The sequence below is a fragment of the Streptomyces sp. NPDC001508 genome (genome assembly GCF_040298665.1).
In the GTDB taxonomy this organism is placed as follows: Bacteria; Actinomycetota; Actinomycetes; order Streptomycetales; family Streptomycetaceae; genus Streptomyces.
Genome location: NZ_JBEPAP010000007.1, coordinates 54570 through 71813 on the forward strand (window position 1 = coordinate 54570; position 17244 = coordinate 71813).

The following is a 17244-nucleotide window of genomic DNA, read 5'->3' on the forward strand; positions in this document are numbered from 1 at the left end:
CCGCACCTCGTGGTGCGGCGGCCCATGTTTCACGTGAAACGCCCTTGGCGGGCGATATGAGCGCCAACCGGTCAGGCTCCGGCCCTAGCCCGTCGGTCCGGTGAAGAAGCCTCCATTGCCATTGCCATTGCCTCTGCTGTTGCCGGTTCCTGTTCCGGACGTGTCCGTGGCCGTTGGCGACGAGGTCACGCCTCCGTCGGTGCCGCCTGTGTCGGTGCCTCCGTCCGTCGGGCAGTTCAGGTTGAGCCGGCAGGATTCCGTGGGGGACGGCGAGGGCTCTTCGAGCGTCTCGCTCGGCGTCGGACTGGGCGTCGTCTCGCTCGGGGTCTCGCTCGGCGTGATGCTGGGCGTCGGGGTCGGGGTCGGGGCGCCTTCCTCGTCCTGGATCTCACCGATCTTCTCGGCGTCCGGGAAGCCGACGTCGTTCGTCCCCTTCAGCGCGGCCTTCATGTACTCGGTCCACACCAGCGTCGGGATGTCACCACCGTGGATGGAGTCCACACCCGCCGTGCCGTTCATGGACAGCAGCTTGTGGTCCTTCGGGTTCTCACGGAACATCGCGACCGAGGTCGACAGCTGCTGGGTGTAGCCGACGAACCACGCCGACTTGTTCTTGTCGGTGGTACCGGTCTTGCCCGCCGCCGCACGGCCGAGGGCCTTGGCGTTGTAACCCGTACCGTTCTGGATGACGTTCTCCAGGACGTCCGTGACGTTGTCCGCGACCTTGGCCGGCATCGCCTGCGAGGGCTTCGGCTTGGTGAAGCCCTCCAGTTCCTTGCCGTCCTTCTTGACCTCGGTCACCGAGTAGGGGTCCGTCTGCTTTCCGGAGGCGGCGAACGTCGCGTAGGCGTCGGCCATGCGGATCGCGCTGGGGGTCGAGGTACCGATGGCGAAGGACGGGTTGAGGTCCGGCGCCATGCTGTCCTGCAGAATGCCGGACGACTTGGCGACATCCCGCACCTTCGTCATCCCCACGTCGACGCCCAGCTGCACGAACGGTGTGTTGACGGACTGCTCCATCGCCTTGCGCAGGGAGATGTAGCCCCAGGCCTTTGCACTCTCGTTCTTCTGGAGGAAGACCTGGTTGTCCTTGTCCAGGAAGTAGCTGCCGTCCGGCCGCTTGACCTTGAGCTTGTCGTTGCCGTTGTACTTGCTCAGCGGCGACAGGCCCGTGCCGTCGGTCCGATAGGTGCCGTATTCCATGGCCGCGGCCAGCACGAACGGCTTCCATGTCGAACCGACGGGGACACCCGAGGTGTCGGCGTTGTTGGTGAAGTGGCCGTTCTCGTAGCCCGCGCCGCCGTAGAGCGCGACGATCGCGCCGTCGTTGGGCACCACCGACGCCGCGCCGAACTGGACGTACTTGTCCTCCTCGCGGTTCTTCGGGTCGATCTTCTTCTTCTCGATCTTCTTGACGGCCTTGCTGAGGGCGTCGACCTTGTCCTTCCGGAAGGTCGTGTGGATCTGATAGCCGCCCTGGTCGAACTGTGCCTCCGTGATGTCGGAGTGGTTCAGGACGTACTTCTTCGCGGTGTCGGCCAGGTAGCTGATCTGGCCCGTCATGCCCTTGGTCGCCTTGCGGTCCTGGGGCGTCGGGTACTTCTTGATCGCCTCTTGGTACTCGGCGTCGGTGATGCGCTTGTCCTTGTGCATCTCGCCGAGGATCCAGCCCCAGCGGTCCTCGGAACGCTTGAGGTTGGCCTCGGCCGTCGCCGTCTTGTCGATGCTGTCGTTGCCCGCCGGGTCGTAGTACGTAGGACCCTTGAGCAGTGCGGCGAGGAAGGCGCACTCGCTCGGCTTGAGATCGACCGCGTCCTTGCCGTAGTAGGTCTGCGCGGCGGCCTGGATGCCATAGGCGCCCCGGCCGTAGTACGACGTGTTCAGGTAGCCCTGGAGAATCTGCGGCTTGGTCAGCCTCGTGCCCACCTTGATGGAGATGAACATCTCCTTGAACTTACGGGTGACCGTCTGTTCCTGGGTCAGGTAGGTGTTCTTCACGTACTGCTGGGTGATCGTCGAACCACCCTGCGTATCGCCGCCCTGGGCCATCTTGACCAGGGCGCGCGCGATGCCCATGTAGTCCAGGCCCGAGTCCTTGTAGAAGCTCTTGTTCTCCGCCGAGATCACGGCCCACTGCATGGCCTCGGGGATCTGGTCGATGGTGACGTTCTGCCGGTTGGCACCCGAGCCCGTGGCGACCATCTGAGTGCCGTCGGCCCAGTAGTAGACGTTGTTCTGCGACTTGGCCGCGACGTTCTCGTTGGGGATGGAGACCATGGCGTAGCCGGCGCCGACCATGGCCACCAGGCTGCCGAGAAAGCCGATGCACAGCCCGGAGACGAGCTTCCAGGAGGGCATCCAGCGCTGCCATCCGTACTTCCCCGCCCGGGGGTAGTCGATGAGCCGCTTCTTGTCGGGGATGTTCGCCCGGCCCCTGCCGCGCCCGGGAGGGCCGTCACGCCGGCCGCCCGGACCGGTGTTGTCGGCCGCTCTGCGTCGGCCGCCTGCGCTTCTCTGGGCTGCCCGGCGGGCCTCGGCCCGCCCGCCGTAGGGGCGCTCCTGGCCTCCGGTGTCCTCGGGTCCCGACCCATAGGAACTGGACCCATAGGAGTCGGAAGGAGACCCGGTGGCGCCTCGCGGTGCCGCGCGGCGGCCGGATGACGAGCCGGACTGGCCGCGTCGGGCCGCGGCACGTCCGCCTCCCTGCGGCTGCGGCGGTTTGCGACGGTGCTCGCTCATCGAACGATTACTCCTCGGGCAGGCGCACCCTTGCGCGCCTGGAAACGGCAGCTGGTTTCCGGTCCCCCCGAAGTACGGATGCGGTCGTTCCCGCACTCACCCGTACTGCACCGGGGACGAGGACGCCCCCAGGCGTCACATGGTTCCCGGTGGCATACATGCCGCACAGACTACGCACCGCCAAAACCCGCCTAGCGTCGAAGTTCACCCCAAATCAGGCAAGTTGCTTCCTACGAATCGGTGATGTGATCCCGTTCACCGTCATCCCTCTTGTCCCATCCGATGCGCCGTTCTATCGTCGTGATGTATCGAGTCGATACATCAGAGCGAGATAAGCGTGTGAGACGGACGAGAGGAGGCGATGATGAGCCGGCGTTCTGGCATCCTTGAGTTCGCCGTGCTCGGCCTGCTCCGCGAATCTCCCATGCACGGCTACGAGCTGCGCAAACGACTCAATACGTCACTGGGGGTGTTCCGAGCGTTCAGCTACGGGACGCTCTATCCCTGCCTGAAGACGTTGGTCGCCAACGGCTGGTTGATCGAGGAACCGGGGAACACCCACGAGGACGCCCTCGCCGCGCCCCTCGCGGGCCGGCGCGCCAAGATCGTCTACCGGCTGACGGCGGAGGGCAAGGAACACTTCGAGGAACTGCTCTCGCAGACAGGTCCGGACGCCTACGAGGACGAGCACTTCGCGGCTCGCTTCGCCTTTTTCGGACAGACGTCACGGGACGTCCGCATGCGCGTCCTGGAGGGGCGCCGCAGCCGGCTGGAGGAGCGCCTGGAGAAGATGCGCGCCTCGCTGGGCCGCACCCGGGAGCGCCTCGACGACTACACGCTTGAGCTCCAGCGCCACGGGATGGAGTCCGTGGAGCGCGAAGTGCGCTGGCTGAACGAGCTCATCGAGAGCGAGCGGGCCGGACGGGACCTGAAGGGTTCCGCCTCCGGGGAGACCGCTCAGCGGAACACCACATCTGGAGCGACGGGCGGCCTGCCCCGTCCCGGGGGCACCCCCGGGACGGATACGCCCGACGACACCGCCATGTGAAGCCCACTCAGGGCCTCACTCGTACACACAGGGAGCAACCGGAATGGGTTCGGTTCGCGTAGCGATCGTCGGCGTGGGCAACTGCGCCGCCTCGCTGGTGCAGGGAGTCGAGTACTACAAGGACGCCGACCCGGCGTCCAAGGTCCCCGGACTGATGCATGTGCAGTTCGGGGACTACCACGTGCGTGACATCGAGTTCGTCGCCGCCTTCGACGTCGACGCCAAGAAGGTCGGCCTCGACCTCGCGGACGCCATCGGCGCCTCCGAGAACAACACCATCAAGATCTGCGACGTGCCCACCACCGGTGTCACCGTGCAGCGCGGCCACACCCTCGACGGCCTCGGCAAGTACTACCGGGCCACCATCGAGGAGTCCGACGCCGAGCCCGTCGACGTCGTCCAGATCCTCAAGGACCAGCAGATCGACGTCCTCGTCTGCTACCTGCCCGTCGGCTCCGATGACGCGGCGAAGTTCTACGCCCAGTGCGCCATCGACGCCAAGGTCGCCTTCGTCAACGCCCTCCCGGTCTTCATCGCCGGCACCAAGGAGTGGGCGGACAAGTTCACCGAGGCGGGCGTCCCGATCGTCGGTGACGACATCAAGTCCCAGGTCGGCGCGACCATCACGCACCGGGTCATGGCGAAGCTGTTCGAGGACCGCGGCGTCGTCCTGGACCGCACGATGCAGCTGAACGTCGGCGGCAACATGGACTTCAAGAACATGCTGGAGCGCGAGCGTCTGGAGTCCAAGAAGATCTCCAAGACGCAGGCCGTCACCTCGCAGATCCCCGACCGGGACCTCGGCGAGAAGAACGTGCACATCGGCCCGTCCGACTACGTCGCCTGGCTCGACGACCGCAAGTGGGCCTACGTCCGTCTGGAGGGCCGCGCCTTCGGCGACGTCCCGCTGAACCTCGAATACAAGCTGGAGGTCTGGGACTCCCCGAACTCCGCCGGTGTCATCATCGACGCCCTCCGCGCCGCGAAGATCGCCAAGGACCGGGGCATCGGCGGCCCGATCCTCTCGGCGTCCTCGTACTTCATGAAGTCGCCGCCGGTCCAGTACTTCGACGACGAGGCCCGCGAGAACGTGGAGAAGTTCATCCGCGGCGACGTCGAGCGCTAGACCACGCCGAAATCGCTCCTGCCAGGGCTGTGAGGGGTCCCCGGGTCGCCTGACCCGGGGACCCTGCCGTGTGTGAGGCTGTGCCCCATGCCCGTCGTCCGTGACCTGCGCGTCCTGCTGCGCCTGCGGAACTTCCGCCGCCTGCTCTCCGTGCGCCTGCTCTCCCAGGGCGCCGACGGCGTCTACCAGGTCGCGCTCGCCACGTACGTCGTCTTCTCCCCGGAGAAGCAGACCTCGCCCGCCGCGATCGCCTCCGCGATGGCCGTGCTCCTGCTCCCTTACTCCCTGGTCGGTCCGTTCGCGGGCGTCCTGCTGGACCGCTGGCGCCGGCGCCAGGTCTTCGTCCACGGCAATCTGCTGCGTGCCGTCCTCGCGGCGGCCACCGCCGTCCTGATGGTCAGCCAGGTTCCGGACTGGCTGTTCTATGTCTCCGCGCTGTGCGTCACCGCCGTCAACCGCTTCGTCCTCGCCGGCCTGTCCGCGTCGCTGCCCCGTGTGGTGGATGCCGATCGGCTGGTGATGGCCAACTCCCTGTCGCCGACCGCCGGAACGCTCGCCGCCACCGCGGGCGGTGGTCTCGCCCTCGCGGTACGGCTGCTGGTGTCGGACTCCGACGCCGCGGTGGTGCTGCTGGGCGCCACGCTCTATCTGTGCTCGGCCCTCGTGTCGCTCACCATGGCACCCGAACTGCTCGGCCCCGACCGGGACTCGCTGCAGCCGCACCTCGGCAAGTCCCTCGCGGACACCGCGCGCGACCTGCCGGCGGCCGTGCGGCATCTCGCCGAGCCCCGGCGCCGGGAGGCGGCGTGGGCGCTGTCCTCGATGACGCTGATGCGCTTCTGCTACGGCGCGCTGCTGGTCCTGGTGCTGATGCTCTGCCGGTACTCCCTCGCCGCCACCCCCGAAGAGGGGCTCCGGCTGCTGGGGCTCGCGGTCGGGGTGTCCGGCGCCGGCTTCTTCGCCGCGGCCGTGGTGACCCCCGCCGTGGTGGGACGCATCGGACCGGGCCGCTGGATCGTCGTGTGCGCCGGGGCCGCCGCGGTCCTTGAGCCCGCGCTCGGCCTGCCGTTCGCCACGGCGCCCATGCTGGTGGCGGCGTTCACGCTGGGGCTGACCACCCAGGGCGCGAAGATCGCCACGGACACGATCGTCCAGTCGTCCGTGGACGACGGCTTCCGGGGCCGGATCTTCTCCGTGTACGACGTCCTGTTCAACGTCGCCTTCGTGGGTGCCGCGGGGGTGGCTGCCCTGATGCTCCCGCCGGACGGCCGCTCGATCGTGTTGGTGGTCGTGGTGGCCCTTGTCTACGCGGCGGTTGCGGCGACTATGGGCCGCTTTGAGCGGCGAAGAGTGTCACATCAATGACACAGAGCCCCTCCGGATGAGGGGGTTGTCAGTGGCAGCCGCTAACTTACGTGAGTCTTATTTCGCGCCACGCGCACAAACGTTCCAGGGGGACCCCCGTGTCAACTCCACCGCCGCCCCAGGGGCAGGCTCCCTACCCGCCTCAGGGTCAGGCCCCTCACCCGCCCCAGGGCGGCCACCCGCAGCAGGGTCAGGTTCCGTCTCCGCAGCAGCCTTACGCCCCGTTCCCCGCTCAGGGTGCCCCCGTTCCTCCGCCGCAGCCCGCTCCGCGCAATCGGATCGGCAAGAAGGCGATACGCGTCATCGGCGGCATCGTCGTCGCCATCATCGTGATCGCGTTGAAGTTCGGTGCCGGCTGGTTCCTGAGCCGCGACGACGCGGAGACCACCTCGGTGGGCGCCTGCATGCACAACAAGGGGTCGTACACCAGCCCCGACCTCAATGAGGTCGACTGCTCCTCCAGCGACTCCCAGTACCAGGTCGTCGAGAAGTTCGACGGAACCAGCGACGAGAAGAAGTGCGAGTCCGTCAAGGACTCCACGATCTACTACGTGCAGTCGGGCGGCGGTCATAACGTGGTGCTCTGCCTGAAGGAGACCAAGTAACAGCGCGGGTGATCCGACGACCGAGGGGCGATGTTTCACGTGAAACATCGCCCCTCGGCGTTCCCGACCCGGTCATGTTTCACGTGAAACATGACCCCGTTTCACGGCCTCAGCCCTGCTCGGCCCACCATTCCTTGAGTGCCGCCACGGCCGCGTCGTACTCCATCGGGCCGTTCTCCAGTCGAAGCTCCAGCAGATGCTTGTACGCCTTGCCAACCACCGGGCCGGGCGCTACTCCCAGGATCTCCATGATCTGGTTGCCGTCCAGGTCAGGGCGGATCGCATCGAGTTGCTCCTGCTCCTGAAGCTGCGCGATGCGCTCCTCCAGACCGTCGTACGCCCGGGACAGTGCCACCGCCTTCCGCTTGTTCCGGGTGGTGCAGTCCGAACGGGTCAGCTTGTGCAGACGATCGAGTAGGGGTCCCGCGTCGCGGACATAGCGGCGGACGGCCGAGTCGGTCCACTCTCCGGCGCCATAGCCGTGGAAGCGCAGATGCAGCTCGACCAGACGCGAGACGTCCTTCACCAGGTCGTTGGGGTACTTCAGCGCCGTCATCCGCTTCTTGGTCATCTTCGCCCCGACCATCTCGTGGTGATGGAACGAGACCCGGCCGTCCTTCTCGAACCGACGGGTGCGGGGCTTGCCGATGTCATGGAGCAGCGCGGCCAGCCGGAGCGTCAGGTCGGGCCCGTCCTCCTCCAGCGCGATCGCCTGCTCCAGGACGATCAGCGTGTGGTCATAGACGTCCTTGTGCCGGTGGTGCTCGTCGCGCTCCAGACGAAGCGCCGGCATCTCGGGCAGCACATGGTCGGCAAGGCGGGTGTCGACCAGCAGCGACAGTCCCTTGCGCGGGTTCGCGGACAGGATCAGCTTGTTCAGCTCGTCCCGGACCCGCTCGGCCGAGACGATCTCGATACGGCCGGCCATCTCCTTCATCGCCGCGACGACTTCGGGGGCCACCTCGAAGTCGAGCTGGGCGGCGAAGCGGGCGGCCCGCATCATCCGCAGTGGATCGTCGGAGAAGGAGTCCTCGGGGGTACCCGGCGTGCGCAGCACGCGGGCCGCGAGATCCGCAAGTCCGCCGTGCGGGTCGATGAACTCCTTCTCCGGCAGGGCCACGGCCATCGCGTTGACCGTGAAGTCACGCCGGACGAGATCAGCCTCGATGGAGTCGCCGTAGGCCACCTCCGGCTTGCGCGAGGTGCGGTCGTACGCCTCCGACCGGTAGGTGGTCACCTCGATCTGGTAGCCGTCCTTCTGCGCACCGACCGTACCGAAGGCGATCCCGACCTCCCAGACGGCGTCCGCCCAGCGCCGCATGATCGTGAGTACATCCTCGGGACGGGCATCGGTGGTGAAGTCCAGATCGTTGCCGAGCCGGCCGAGCAGCGCGTCCCGCACCGAGCCGCCGACCAGGGCGAGTGAGAACCCGGCCTCCTGGAAACGGCGGGCGAGATCGTCGGCGACGGGGGCCACCCGCAGCAGTTCGCTCACCGCGCGCTGCTGCACCTGGCTCAGGGCAGTGGGAGAGTCTTCATTGGCGTTCGGCACAACAGAACAGGGTACGTGGCCCTGACCACCGGAAGCGCCCCCATTAAGCACGGGCGAACATCTCCGTCCGTACCTGCGCAAGCGCTGCCATCACGGTGCACTCGCGCTTTCCGTCCGATACCGAGCATGCCGGACGGACCGTCGCCGTCACCGATCTTGTGAGGCGGACCGCGGCACTTCCCCTCAGCGGGCATCGTTACCATGCGTGGACGCACATTGGGACGACCACTGACGACGAGGGACGGGCGAGCGCGTGGCCGAGGCGGCAGACTTCCAGGGGACGACTCCCTCACCTGCCCGCCGGTGGCTGCGGCGCACCGGGGCACTGCTCGCCGGTGTGCCCCTGCTGGCGGGTGCGTTCCTGCTGCCCACGGCGGCGCCCGCACAGGCCGCCACCTCGGGCACCGTATCCGTCTCTGTGGACACCCTCACGCCCAGCGCCCCCACCGAAGGGGACACGCTGACCGTGTCGGGCACGGTGACCAACAAGGGCAAGCAGGCGGTCACCGATGCCCATGTGGGAGTCCGGGTTGGCCCGCTGCTGACCACCCGCTCGGCTGTCGACAGCACCGCCCGGCTTTCCTCCGACCCCCAGGGCATCGTCGCCGCCGAGGTCGGCGGCAAGTACGTGGAGACCTTCGACAAGCTCTCTCCAGGAGTCTCCGAACGCTTCAGCATCTCCGTGCCGGCCGACCAGCTCGGCCTCGGTCAGGACGGCGTCTACGAATTCGATGTCTCGCTCTCGGGTGAGACCTCCGCCCAGCCCTGGGAGCAGGTGCTGGGCGTCCGGCGGACCTTCCTGCCCTGGCAGCCGACGGAGGCCGGCACCCGCACGAAGACGACGTTCCTGTGGCCGCTGATCTCCACCGTCCGCATGACCGCGCAGACCGGTCCCGGTGAACACCAGACGCCGGTCTTCCTCAATGACGACCTCGCCAAGGAGATCGCGCCCGGCGGCCGGCTGTCCCAGATGCTGGCGCTCGGCACGGGACTCGACGTCACCTGGGTGATCGACCCGGACCTGCTGGCCACGGTGGACGCGATGACGCGCAACTACCAGATCCAGGGTGAGGGAGACACCACGACGGCCGGCACACACCAGGCACTGGCCAAGCAGTTCCTCGCGGACCTGCAGAAGGCGGTGGCCGGCAAGCAGGTCGTCGCCCTCCCGTTCGCCGACCCGGACCTGGCCTCCCTCGCCCACAACGGCACCAGCGTCACGGGCTCGCTCAGCCACCTCAAGGACGCCACGGACGTCGCCGCCACCACGGTCCAGACGGTCCTCCACATCACACCGAGCACCGACTTCGCCTGGCCGGTGGAAGGCGCCGTGGACCCGTCGATCATCAAGGTGGCGACCTCCGCGGGCGCGGACAAGGTGATCGCCCGCAGCGACAGCCTCCAGGAGACCGGCGGCCTGCCCTACACGCCCTCCGCGGCCCGTCCGGTGGGCGGCGGCACCACGGCCGTCGTGGCCGACACACGGCTGTCCACGGCGTTCGAGGGCGATCTGACGGCGGCGGGCCCGACCACCCTCGCCGTGCAGAAGTTCCTCGCGCAGAGCCTCGCGCTCAACACCCAGACCGACAAGCAGCGCAGCATCGTCGTCGCCCCGCAGCGCATGCCGACCGCGAGCCAGGCCCGGGCGATGGCCCAGGCGATCACGGCGCTGGAGGGCGGGAACTGGTCCCAGTCCCAGGACCTCACCGCCGCCGCCAAGGCCAAGCCCGACCCCGCCGCCACCACGAAGATCCCTTCGAGGTCCGGGTACCCCTCCTCGCTGCGCAAGCAGGAACTGCCGCGGACGGTCTTCGAGCAGATCGCGCGGACGCAGGACAAGCTCGACAACTTCCAGGTGGTCCTGTCCGACGAGTCCCGCGTGGTGACCCCCTTCGGGCGGGCCATAAACCGTGAGATGGCCACGTCCTGGCGGGGCAGGGGCCGCTCGGCGAACGGCTTCCGGCAGGGCGTGGAGGGCTGGCTCGACCATCTGACCGACCAGGTCAAACTGATCGACAAGTCGGAGATGAAGCTCTCCGGCCGCAGCGCCACCATCCCGGTCACCGTCCAGAACAACCTGGTGCAGGGCGTCGACCACCTGGTGCTGCGGCTCACCTCGACCATGCCGACCCGTCTCAACGTCGGCGGCAAGGCCTACGCGGAACAGCCCGTCGATGTCTCCGGCGGGCACAGCCAGTCCGTGAAGTTCACCACCTCGGCCAATGCCAACGGCCGGGTGACCGTCATCGCCCGGCTGTACACGGAGGACGGCCAGGAGTACGGCGCCCCGGTCAGTTTCGACGTGAAGGTCACCGAGGTCACGCCCACCGTCATGCTGGTCATCGGCGGCGGCGTACTGCTCCTCGTCCTCGCCGGCTTCCGGATGTACACGCAGCGCAAGCGCGCCGCCGCCCGGCAGGCCGAGGAGGACGGCCCGGACACCGCGGGGGATGAGGCCGACGGGCCGGAGAACCCCGGGGGGCCGGAGAACCCCGAGGGCCCTTCGGAGCGTCTCCAGAAGGAGTCCGAGACCCGTTCCGGGGCATCCGAGCCAGAGCAGCCGAGTGACCCGGCACCGGACACCGCATCGGAAAGCGTCGACCCGTCCGCGACGGGTGAGAGAGTGGACCGTTGAGCGATGTCGTGGCCGGTCGGCCCGGGGACGATGAGGTGGGGTAACCATGAACGCGCCGTACGACGGTGACCGCGGCCAGGGCGCGGCCGGCTCGGGCTACCCCGAGCCGCCGCCCGAGCCCGGCCAGGTGCCGCCGCAGCACGCGGCGGACATGTATCTCCAGGACGCCTACGAACAGGACCCCTACCGCGCGCAGGACCTCGCCGCCCAGGACCCGGTCGGCGAGGCGCTCTACGACCGGGCCGCGCACCCCCCGCCGCCCCCGGGGACCTATCCGCAGCAGCCGCTGTACGGCCGGCCGGCCCAGTCGCCCTACGCCCCCGACCCGCGTGTGTGGGCCCAGACCCCACCGCCCGAGGCGGCCGGACCCACCCAGCATCTGCCGTACGGCGACGACCCGCGTACGACTCAGTACGTGGGCGTGGACGATCTCGTCACCCACTCCGGCGAGGAGCACCACGAGCCGGACGCCTTCGCTCACCTCTTCCGGGACCAGCAGCAGGGCGGCGGACAGCCGCCCATGGAGTCTTCGGCCGGGCCCGGCCCGGGCGGCGGGCAGGCCCCGGCGGGGCAGTACCCGGCGGCCCCGCACCCCGGGAACCTGAACCCCGGCACGTCGAACCCCGCCGCGCAGTACCCGGCGGGCCCGTACCAGGGCACCCAGTACCAAGGGAGCCAGTATCAGGGGGCCCAGTCCCCCGCGGATCCCCACCAGGCGGGGCCGTACCAGCAGGCGCAGTACCAGACGGCGCCGCCCGCGGCCGGTGCGCACGCGCCGACGGACGCCGCCCCCGCCGCTCCTGCCGCGCCCGCACCCGCCGCGGCCCCGGCGCCCGAGCCCGCCGCCGCACCCGCCGCCGCACCCGCCAAGAAGGGCGGGCGTGCTTCCGGTCTGCTGAAGTCGAGCGCCGTGATGGCGGCGGGCACGATGGTCTCCCGCCTCACCGGATTCATCCGCTCCGCGTTGATCGTGTCGGCGCTGGGCGTCGGTCTGCTCGGTGACACCTTCCAGGTCGCCTACCAGCTGCCGACGATGATCTACATCCTGACCGTCGGCGGCGGCCTCAACTCCGTCTTCGTGCCGCAGCTCGTGCGCGCCATGAAGGAGGACGAGGACGGCGGCGAGTCCTACGCCAACCGTCTGCTGACCCTGGTGATGGTGGCGCTCGGCGCGCTCACGGTGCTCGCGGTCGTCGCCGCTCCGATCCTGATCCGCCTGCTGTCGGACTCGGTGGCGAGCGACCCGGCAGCCAACGAGGTCGGCGTCACCTTCGTCCGCTACTTCCTGCCCTCGATCTTCTTCATGGGCATCCATGTGGTGATGGGTCAGATCCTCAACGCGCGCGGCAAGTTCGGCGCGATGATGTGGACCCCGGTCCTGAACAACATCGTCATCATCGTGACGCTCGGCATGTTCATCTGGGTGTACGGCACCGCGGCGAACTCCGGAATGAAGGTCACGAACATCCCGCCGGAGGGCGAGCGTCTGCTCGGCATCGGTGTGGTGCTCGGCCTGGTCGTCCAGGCCCTGGCGATGATCCCGTATCTGCGGGAGACCGGTTTCCGGCTGCGGCTGCGGTTCGACTGGCGCGGCCACGGCCTCGGCAAGGCCGCCACGCTCGCCAAGTGGACCATCCTGTTCGTCCTCGCCAACCAGGCGGGCGCGCTCGTCGTCTCCCAGTTGTCCACCGCGGCCGGCAAGAATTCGCCCGTCGACGGCACCGGTTTCGCCGCCTACGCCAACGCCCAGCTGATCTGGGGCCTGCCGCAGGCCATCATCACCGTCTCGCTGATGGCGGCCCTGCTGCCGCGCATCGCACGCTCGGCCGCAGAGAACGACGCGGGCGCCGTCCGCGACGACATCTCCCAGGGGCTGCGGACGACGGCCGTGGCCATCGTGCCCGTCGCGTTCGGCTTCCTGGCCCTCGGCATCCCGATGTGCACATTGATCTTCGGCTCCTCGGGCACCGGTGGAGCCACCAACATGGGCTACATGCTGATGGCCTTCGGCCTCGGCCTGATCCCCTACTCCGTGCAGTACGTCGTCCTGCGCGCCTTCTACGCCTACGAGGACACCCGCACCCCCTTCTACAACACGGTCATCGTGGCCGCGGTCAACGCGGGTGCCTCGGCCGCCTGTTACTTCCTGCTGCCGGCCCGCTGGGCCGTGGCCGGCATGGCTGCCTCCTACGGCCTCGCGTACGCGATCGGCGTGGGCGTCGCCTGGAAGCGGCTGCGCAACCGGCTCGGCGGCGACCTGGACGGGGCCCGTGTCCTGCGGACGTACGCGCGGCTGTGCATCGCCTCCGTACCGGCCGCCGCGCTCAGCGGTGCGGCCTGCTACGGCATCGGCCACTCCCTCGGCCAGGGCGTGGTCGGCTCGTTCCTCGCGCTTCTGGTCGGCGGGGCGCTGCTGCTCGGTGTCTTCTTCGTCGCGGCCCGCCGCATGCGCATCGAGGAAATCAACTCCCTCACGGGCATGGTGCGCGGGCGTCTGGGACGCTGAGGCGGGGGTACGCGCACAACCATCACGCGCCCCCGTGTGTCGTGCATAGCGGCAGACTGTGGGCACAATTGGTTTCGGCGTCGGACAGCGTGCAACGGATGGGGAGGCAGGGAACGACGGTGGCGGAACGGAGCACGGCTGCCGTCGACGTGGCAGGCAACAGCGGCGACGAGCCGCTGACCGCCAAGGCGGACCAGTCCACGGCCGACGGGGTGGCCCAGAACCCGGAGCGGGACACGGGCAACGACGGGGCGCAGGGGAGCGACGGGACCGAAAGCCCCGGGAAGAAGGCCTCGCCTCCCGAGTTGCACAGCGGTCACAAGCTCGCCAGACGCTACCGTCTCGAAGAGTGCGTCACCCGTCTGGACGGATTCAGCAGTTGGCGGGCGGTCGACGAGAAGCTCCGCCGGGCCGTCGGCGTGCACATTCTGCCGGCCGAGCATCCGCGGGCCCGTAATGTCCTGGCCGCCGCCCGTTCCTCGGCGCTGCTGGGCGACCCCCGCTTCGTGCAGGTCCTGGACGCCGTCGAGGAGAACGACCTCGTCTACGTCGTGCACGAGTGGCTGCCGGATGCCACCGAGCTGACCCCGCTGCTGTCCTCGGCGCCGCTGGATCCGCACGACGCCTACCAGATGGTCAGCCAGGTCGCCTCCGCCATGGCCGCGGCCCACCGCGAGGGCCTCGCCCATCTGCGTCTCAACCCGAACGCCGTGCTGCGCACCTCCAGCGGCCAGTGGCGCATCCGGGGCCTGGCCGTGAACGCCGCGCTGCGCGGCATCGACTCCGACACCCCGCAGCGCACGGACACCGAGTCGATCGGTGCTCTGCTGTACGCCGCGCTCACCCAGCGATGGCCGTACGAGAACGACGCCTACGGCCTGTCCGGACTGCCCAAGCAGGTCGGTCTGATCGCCCCGGACCAGGTGCGGGCGGGCGTCCACCGTGGCCTGTCCGAACTGGCCATGCGGGCGCTCGTCAACGACGGTGCCACCGCCTCCCGGCACGAGGCGCCGTGCACCACGCCGGAGGAGCTGGTGAAGGCGATCGGCGAGATGCCCCGCATCCGCCCGCCGGAGCCGGCATTCACCGCGCCGCCCGAGTACCAGCGCACGACGTACCAGCAGGGCACCTACGGCCGACCCACGCCGCACCCCGGCGTCACCCAGCCCATCCAACCCCCGCCGCCCCCGCTGCAGAGCCGCACCGGCAAGGCCCTCAAGTGGGCGGTCTCCGCCCTCCTGATCGCCGCCCTGGGACTGGGCAGCTGGCAGCTGGCGGAGGCCCTGATGGACCAGGGCAACCAGTCCGACGACACCAACAACACCCAGACGACGGGCGAGGGCGACAAGAGCAAGGACAAAGCCAAGCCCGCCACGGCGCTCAAGATCCGGGGCGCCCAGGAGTTCGTCGCCGAGGGGGACGCCCAGCACCCCGGTGACGTCGACAAGACATACGACGGGGACACCTCGACGACTTGGCGAACCAAGACCTTCACCGGCGGTCCATCCATCGCGCCGTACAAGCCGGGCGTGGGCATCGTCTACGACCTCGGCTCGGTGAAGGAACTCTCCACGGCGTCCATCGGGCTTCGCTACGCTGGCGATCACACCACCGTCGAGCTGTACGCGTCCGACTCTCCGACGCCGTCGTCGCTCGACGCCATGGACAAGATCGGCAGCGTCAGGACGAACGGTACCAACGCCACGGTGAAGCTCGGCAAGCCGGTGAAGACCCAGTACGTCCTCGTGTGGCTCACCGCGGTGCCGCGCTCCGGCCCAGACCCCGCCGAGTACAGCGGCGCCGGATACAAGCAGGCCATCACCGAGGTGAAGTTCGCGGGCTGACGTTCACCGGAGCCGGAGGGGGTCGGATGGCGGACGGCAGCGGATTCGACGGAGTGAGCGATCAGGACCTGCTCACCCGGCACGCCACGGGTGATCCCGATGCCTTCGGGGAGCTGGTCCGCCGCCACCGGGACCGGCTCTGGGCGGTCGCCCTGCGCACGCTGGGGGACCGCGAGGAGGCCGCTGACGCCGTCCAGGACGCCCTGGTGTCCGCCTACCGGGCCGCCCACACCTTCCGGGGCCAGTCGGCCGTCACGACCTGGCTGCACCGGATCACGGTGAACGCCTGTCTCGACCGGGCCCGCAAAGCGGCCTCCCGCAAGACCGCCCCCGTCGACGACACCGAGCGGCTGGAACAGCTGCTGGAACCGCATGAATCGGCCTCGGCACCCGCCGAGCGCAACGATCTGCACCGGCAGCTCCTGAAGGCTCTGGGAACGCTTCCGCACGACCAGCGTGCCGCCCTCGTCCTGGTGGATATGCAGGGCTACCCGGTCGCCGAGGCCGCCCGGATCCTCGATGTGCCCATCGGGACCGTGAAGAGCCGCTGCGCCCGTGGCAGAGCCAGACTCCTTCCCCTGGTCTCCCATCTACGGGCGGAAGAGGCCGGGGACGACAAGGAACCGGATCCGGCACGGAACCGGTCGGAGGGGACATCCGTCCCACCGGCAGCGGGCCCCGGGGACAGCGGTCCACAGCCAGCGGGATCCAGTGATTCAGCCGCAGTGAAGGGCGGAGGTGGGCGAGCATGACTTCCTTGACGGATACGACCGGGCACCCGGACGTCGCCGAGATCTCCGACTTCACCGAAGGTCTGCTCCCGCCGTCCCGGACCACGGAGGTACGACGGCACCTGGACGCCTGCGGCCTGTGCGCGGATGTCCACCGTTCCTTGGAGGAGATCCGCGGGCTGTTGGGCACCCTGCCGGGCCCGCCGCAGATGCCCGCCGATGTGGCCGGCCGGATCGACGCCGCCCTCGCCGCGGAGGCGCTGCTCGCCGCCACGGCTCCCGGCGACCCGCTGCCCAGCGCGGTCTGGGCGAGCGCATCCCCGGGTGGGCCCGACGAGAACACCGCGACGCATGTTTCACGTGAAACATCGACTCCGGTGGACCGGCCCGCCGGGCGTCCTCATGCGGCGACCGGTCCGGGACGCAAGGCTCGCCGCCGGGGGCGCCGTAGGACCGTCGTCATGGGCGCCGTCCTCACGGCTGCCGTCCTGGGCGCCGGCTCGTTGCTGTTCCAGACCCTCGGCACCGACAAGCCGGATACGACCGCGCAGGGGAGGCAGACCCCCACCGCCGGCACCTTCTCCGAGAAGAGCCTTCAGAGCCAGGTGACCGACCTCCTCACCACACAGCAAGGCTCCCCGCACGGCTCCGGCAGCCAGCGTCCACGGCTGGACCTCGGGCCGGAGTCCCGTAGCCCGGGTGCCGGGGAAAGCGCGGACACCCTGCGCCACGCAGCGGCCCCGGTCCCGGACTGTATCCGGCAAGGCCTCAACAGCAACGCGGACATCCTCGGCGCCAAGCAGGGGACGTACGACGGGAAGGCCGCCTATCTCGTCGTGCTGCCCGACATCGGCGACAGCACACGGGTCCACGCGTATGTCGTCGACGCGGCCTGTGTCGGCCGGGAGCCCGTGGCGCCGGGCACCGTCCTGTGGAAGCAGTCCTTCACCCGTTCCTGAGCACCCGCGGTTCTCCTTCCTCGGCGGCTGGGATTCGGCCCGGTCCCCAGCGGCAATCCTCCTGTGGGACTTCCCGTGTGCCCGGGCACAGCGGGAATGCAGGCCCCGTAGGATCCGTTGGGTGGGGTGAGAGT

General features: G+C 69.1%; 11 protein-coding genes. 9 read left to right on the top strand and 2 right to left on the bottom strand.

What is annotated here, in order from left to right:
- Positions 1-84: 84 nt before the first annotated feature.
- Complete coding sequence (locus tag ABT245_RS09385; RefSeq protein WP_502982090.1) at positions 85-2739, bottom strand: transglycosylase domain-containing protein; 2655 nt, start codon at positions 2737-2739, stop codon at positions 85-87.
- A 364-nt stretch (positions 2740-3103) separates the two neighbouring features.
- On the opposite strand from ABT245_RS09385, the gene ABT245_RS09390 reads away from it, so the two are divergent.
- From ABT245_RS09390 to ABT245_RS09405, 4 genes are all read left to right on the top strand, one after another.
- On the top strand, positions 3104-3787 hold the full coding sequence (locus ABT245_RS09390) for a PadR family transcriptional regulator (RefSeq protein WP_351730853.1): 684 nt from the start codon (positions 3104-3106) through the stop codon (positions 3785-3787).
- A gap of 43 nt (positions 3788-3830) precedes the next feature.
- Entirely contained in the window at positions 3831-4913 is a 1083-nt protein-coding gene (locus tag ABT245_RS09395) for an inositol-3-phosphate synthase (protein WP_351730856.1), read from the top strand.
- Between the two features lie 87 nt (positions 4914-5000).
- Complete coding sequence (locus ABT245_RS09400; RefSeq protein WP_351730858.1) at positions 5001-6278, top strand: MFS transporter; 1278 nt, start codon at positions 5001-5003, stop codon at positions 6276-6278.
- A gap of 98 nt (positions 6279-6376) precedes the next feature.
- Positions 6377-6883 carry an LppU/SCO3897 family protein gene (locus ABT245_RS09405; protein WP_351730860.1) on the top strand — a complete coding sequence of 169 codons (507 nt, stop codon included), beginning with the start codon at positions 6377-6379 and terminating at the stop codon, positions 6881-6883.
- A 109-nt stretch (positions 6884-6992) separates the two neighbouring features.
- Here the strand turns inward: ABT245_RS09405 and ABT245_RS09410 are convergent, their stop codons facing one another.
- On the bottom strand, positions 6993-8435 hold the full coding sequence (locus tag ABT245_RS09410; RefSeq protein WP_351730863.1) for a CCA tRNA nucleotidyltransferase: 1443 nt from the start codon (positions 8433-8435) through the stop codon (positions 6993-6995).
- 253 nt (positions 8436-8688) lie between these two features.
- On the opposite strand from ABT245_RS09410, the gene ABT245_RS09415 reads away from it, so the two are divergent.
- From ABT245_RS09415 to ABT245_RS09435, 5 genes are all read left to right on the top strand, one after another.
- Positions 8689-11070, top strand: a complete 2382-nt coding sequence (locus ABT245_RS09415; protein ID WP_351730865.1) for a DUF6049 family protein — start codon at positions 8689-8691, stop codon at positions 11068-11070.
- Between the two features lie 46 nt (positions 11071-11116).
- Positions 11117-13576: a murein biosynthesis integral membrane protein MurJ gene (murJ, locus tag ABT245_RS09420; RefSeq protein ID WP_351730868.1), complete on the top strand. Its 2460-nt coding sequence runs from the start codon at positions 11117-11119 to the stop codon at positions 13574-13576.
- 119 nt (positions 13577-13695) lie between these two features.
- Positions 13696-15420 (top strand): protein kinase family protein, encoded by a 1725-nt coding sequence (locus ABT245_RS09425; RefSeq protein WP_351730870.1) that lies wholly within the window; start codon positions 13696-13698, stop codon positions 15418-15420.
- Positions 15421-15446: 26 nt separating this feature from the next.
- Positions 15447-16172 (top strand): RNA polymerase sigma factor SigM, encoded by a 726-nt coding sequence (sigM, locus tag ABT245_RS09430; RefSeq protein WP_351730873.1) that lies wholly within the window; start codon positions 15447-15449, stop codon positions 16170-16172.
- Positions 16169-17110 carry an anti-sigma factor family protein gene (locus ABT245_RS09435; protein WP_351730875.1) on the top strand — a complete coding sequence of 314 codons (942 nt, stop codon included), beginning with the start codon at positions 16169-16171 and terminating at the stop codon, positions 17108-17110. Before sigM ends, ABT245_RS09435 begins: the two co-directional genes overlap by 4 nt.
- Positions 17111-17244 lie beyond the last annotated feature (134 nt).

Bases quoted from the DNA above. Each gene is read 5' to 3' on its own strand.
- ABT245_RS09400 (WP_351730858.1), top strand. From the start codon at position 5,001: ATGCCCGTCGTCCGTGACCTGCGCGTCCTGCTGCGCCTGCGGAACTTC.
- ABT245_RS09395 (WP_351730856.1), top strand. From the start codon at position 3,831: ATGGGTTCGGTTCGCGTAGCGATCGTCGGCGTGGGCAACTGCGCCGCC.
- sigM (WP_351730873.1), top strand. From the start codon at position 15,447: ATGGCGGACGGCAGCGGATTCGACGGAGTGAGCGATCAGGACCTGCTC.
- murJ (WP_351730868.1), top strand. From the start codon at position 11,117: ATGAACGCGCCGTACGACGGTGACCGCGGCCAGGGCGCGGCCGGCTCG.
- ABT245_RS09385 (WP_502982090.1), bottom strand. From the start codon at position 2,739: ATGAGCGAGCACCGTCGCAAACCGCCGCAGCCGCAGGGAGGCGGACGT.
- ABT245_RS09435 (WP_351730875.1), top strand. From the start codon at position 16,169: ATGACTTCCTTGACGGATACGACCGGGCACCCGGACGTCGCCGAGATC.
- ABT245_RS09390 (WP_351730853.1), top strand. From the start codon at position 3,104: ATGAGCCGGCGTTCTGGCATCCTTGAGTTCGCCGTGCTCGGCCTGCTC.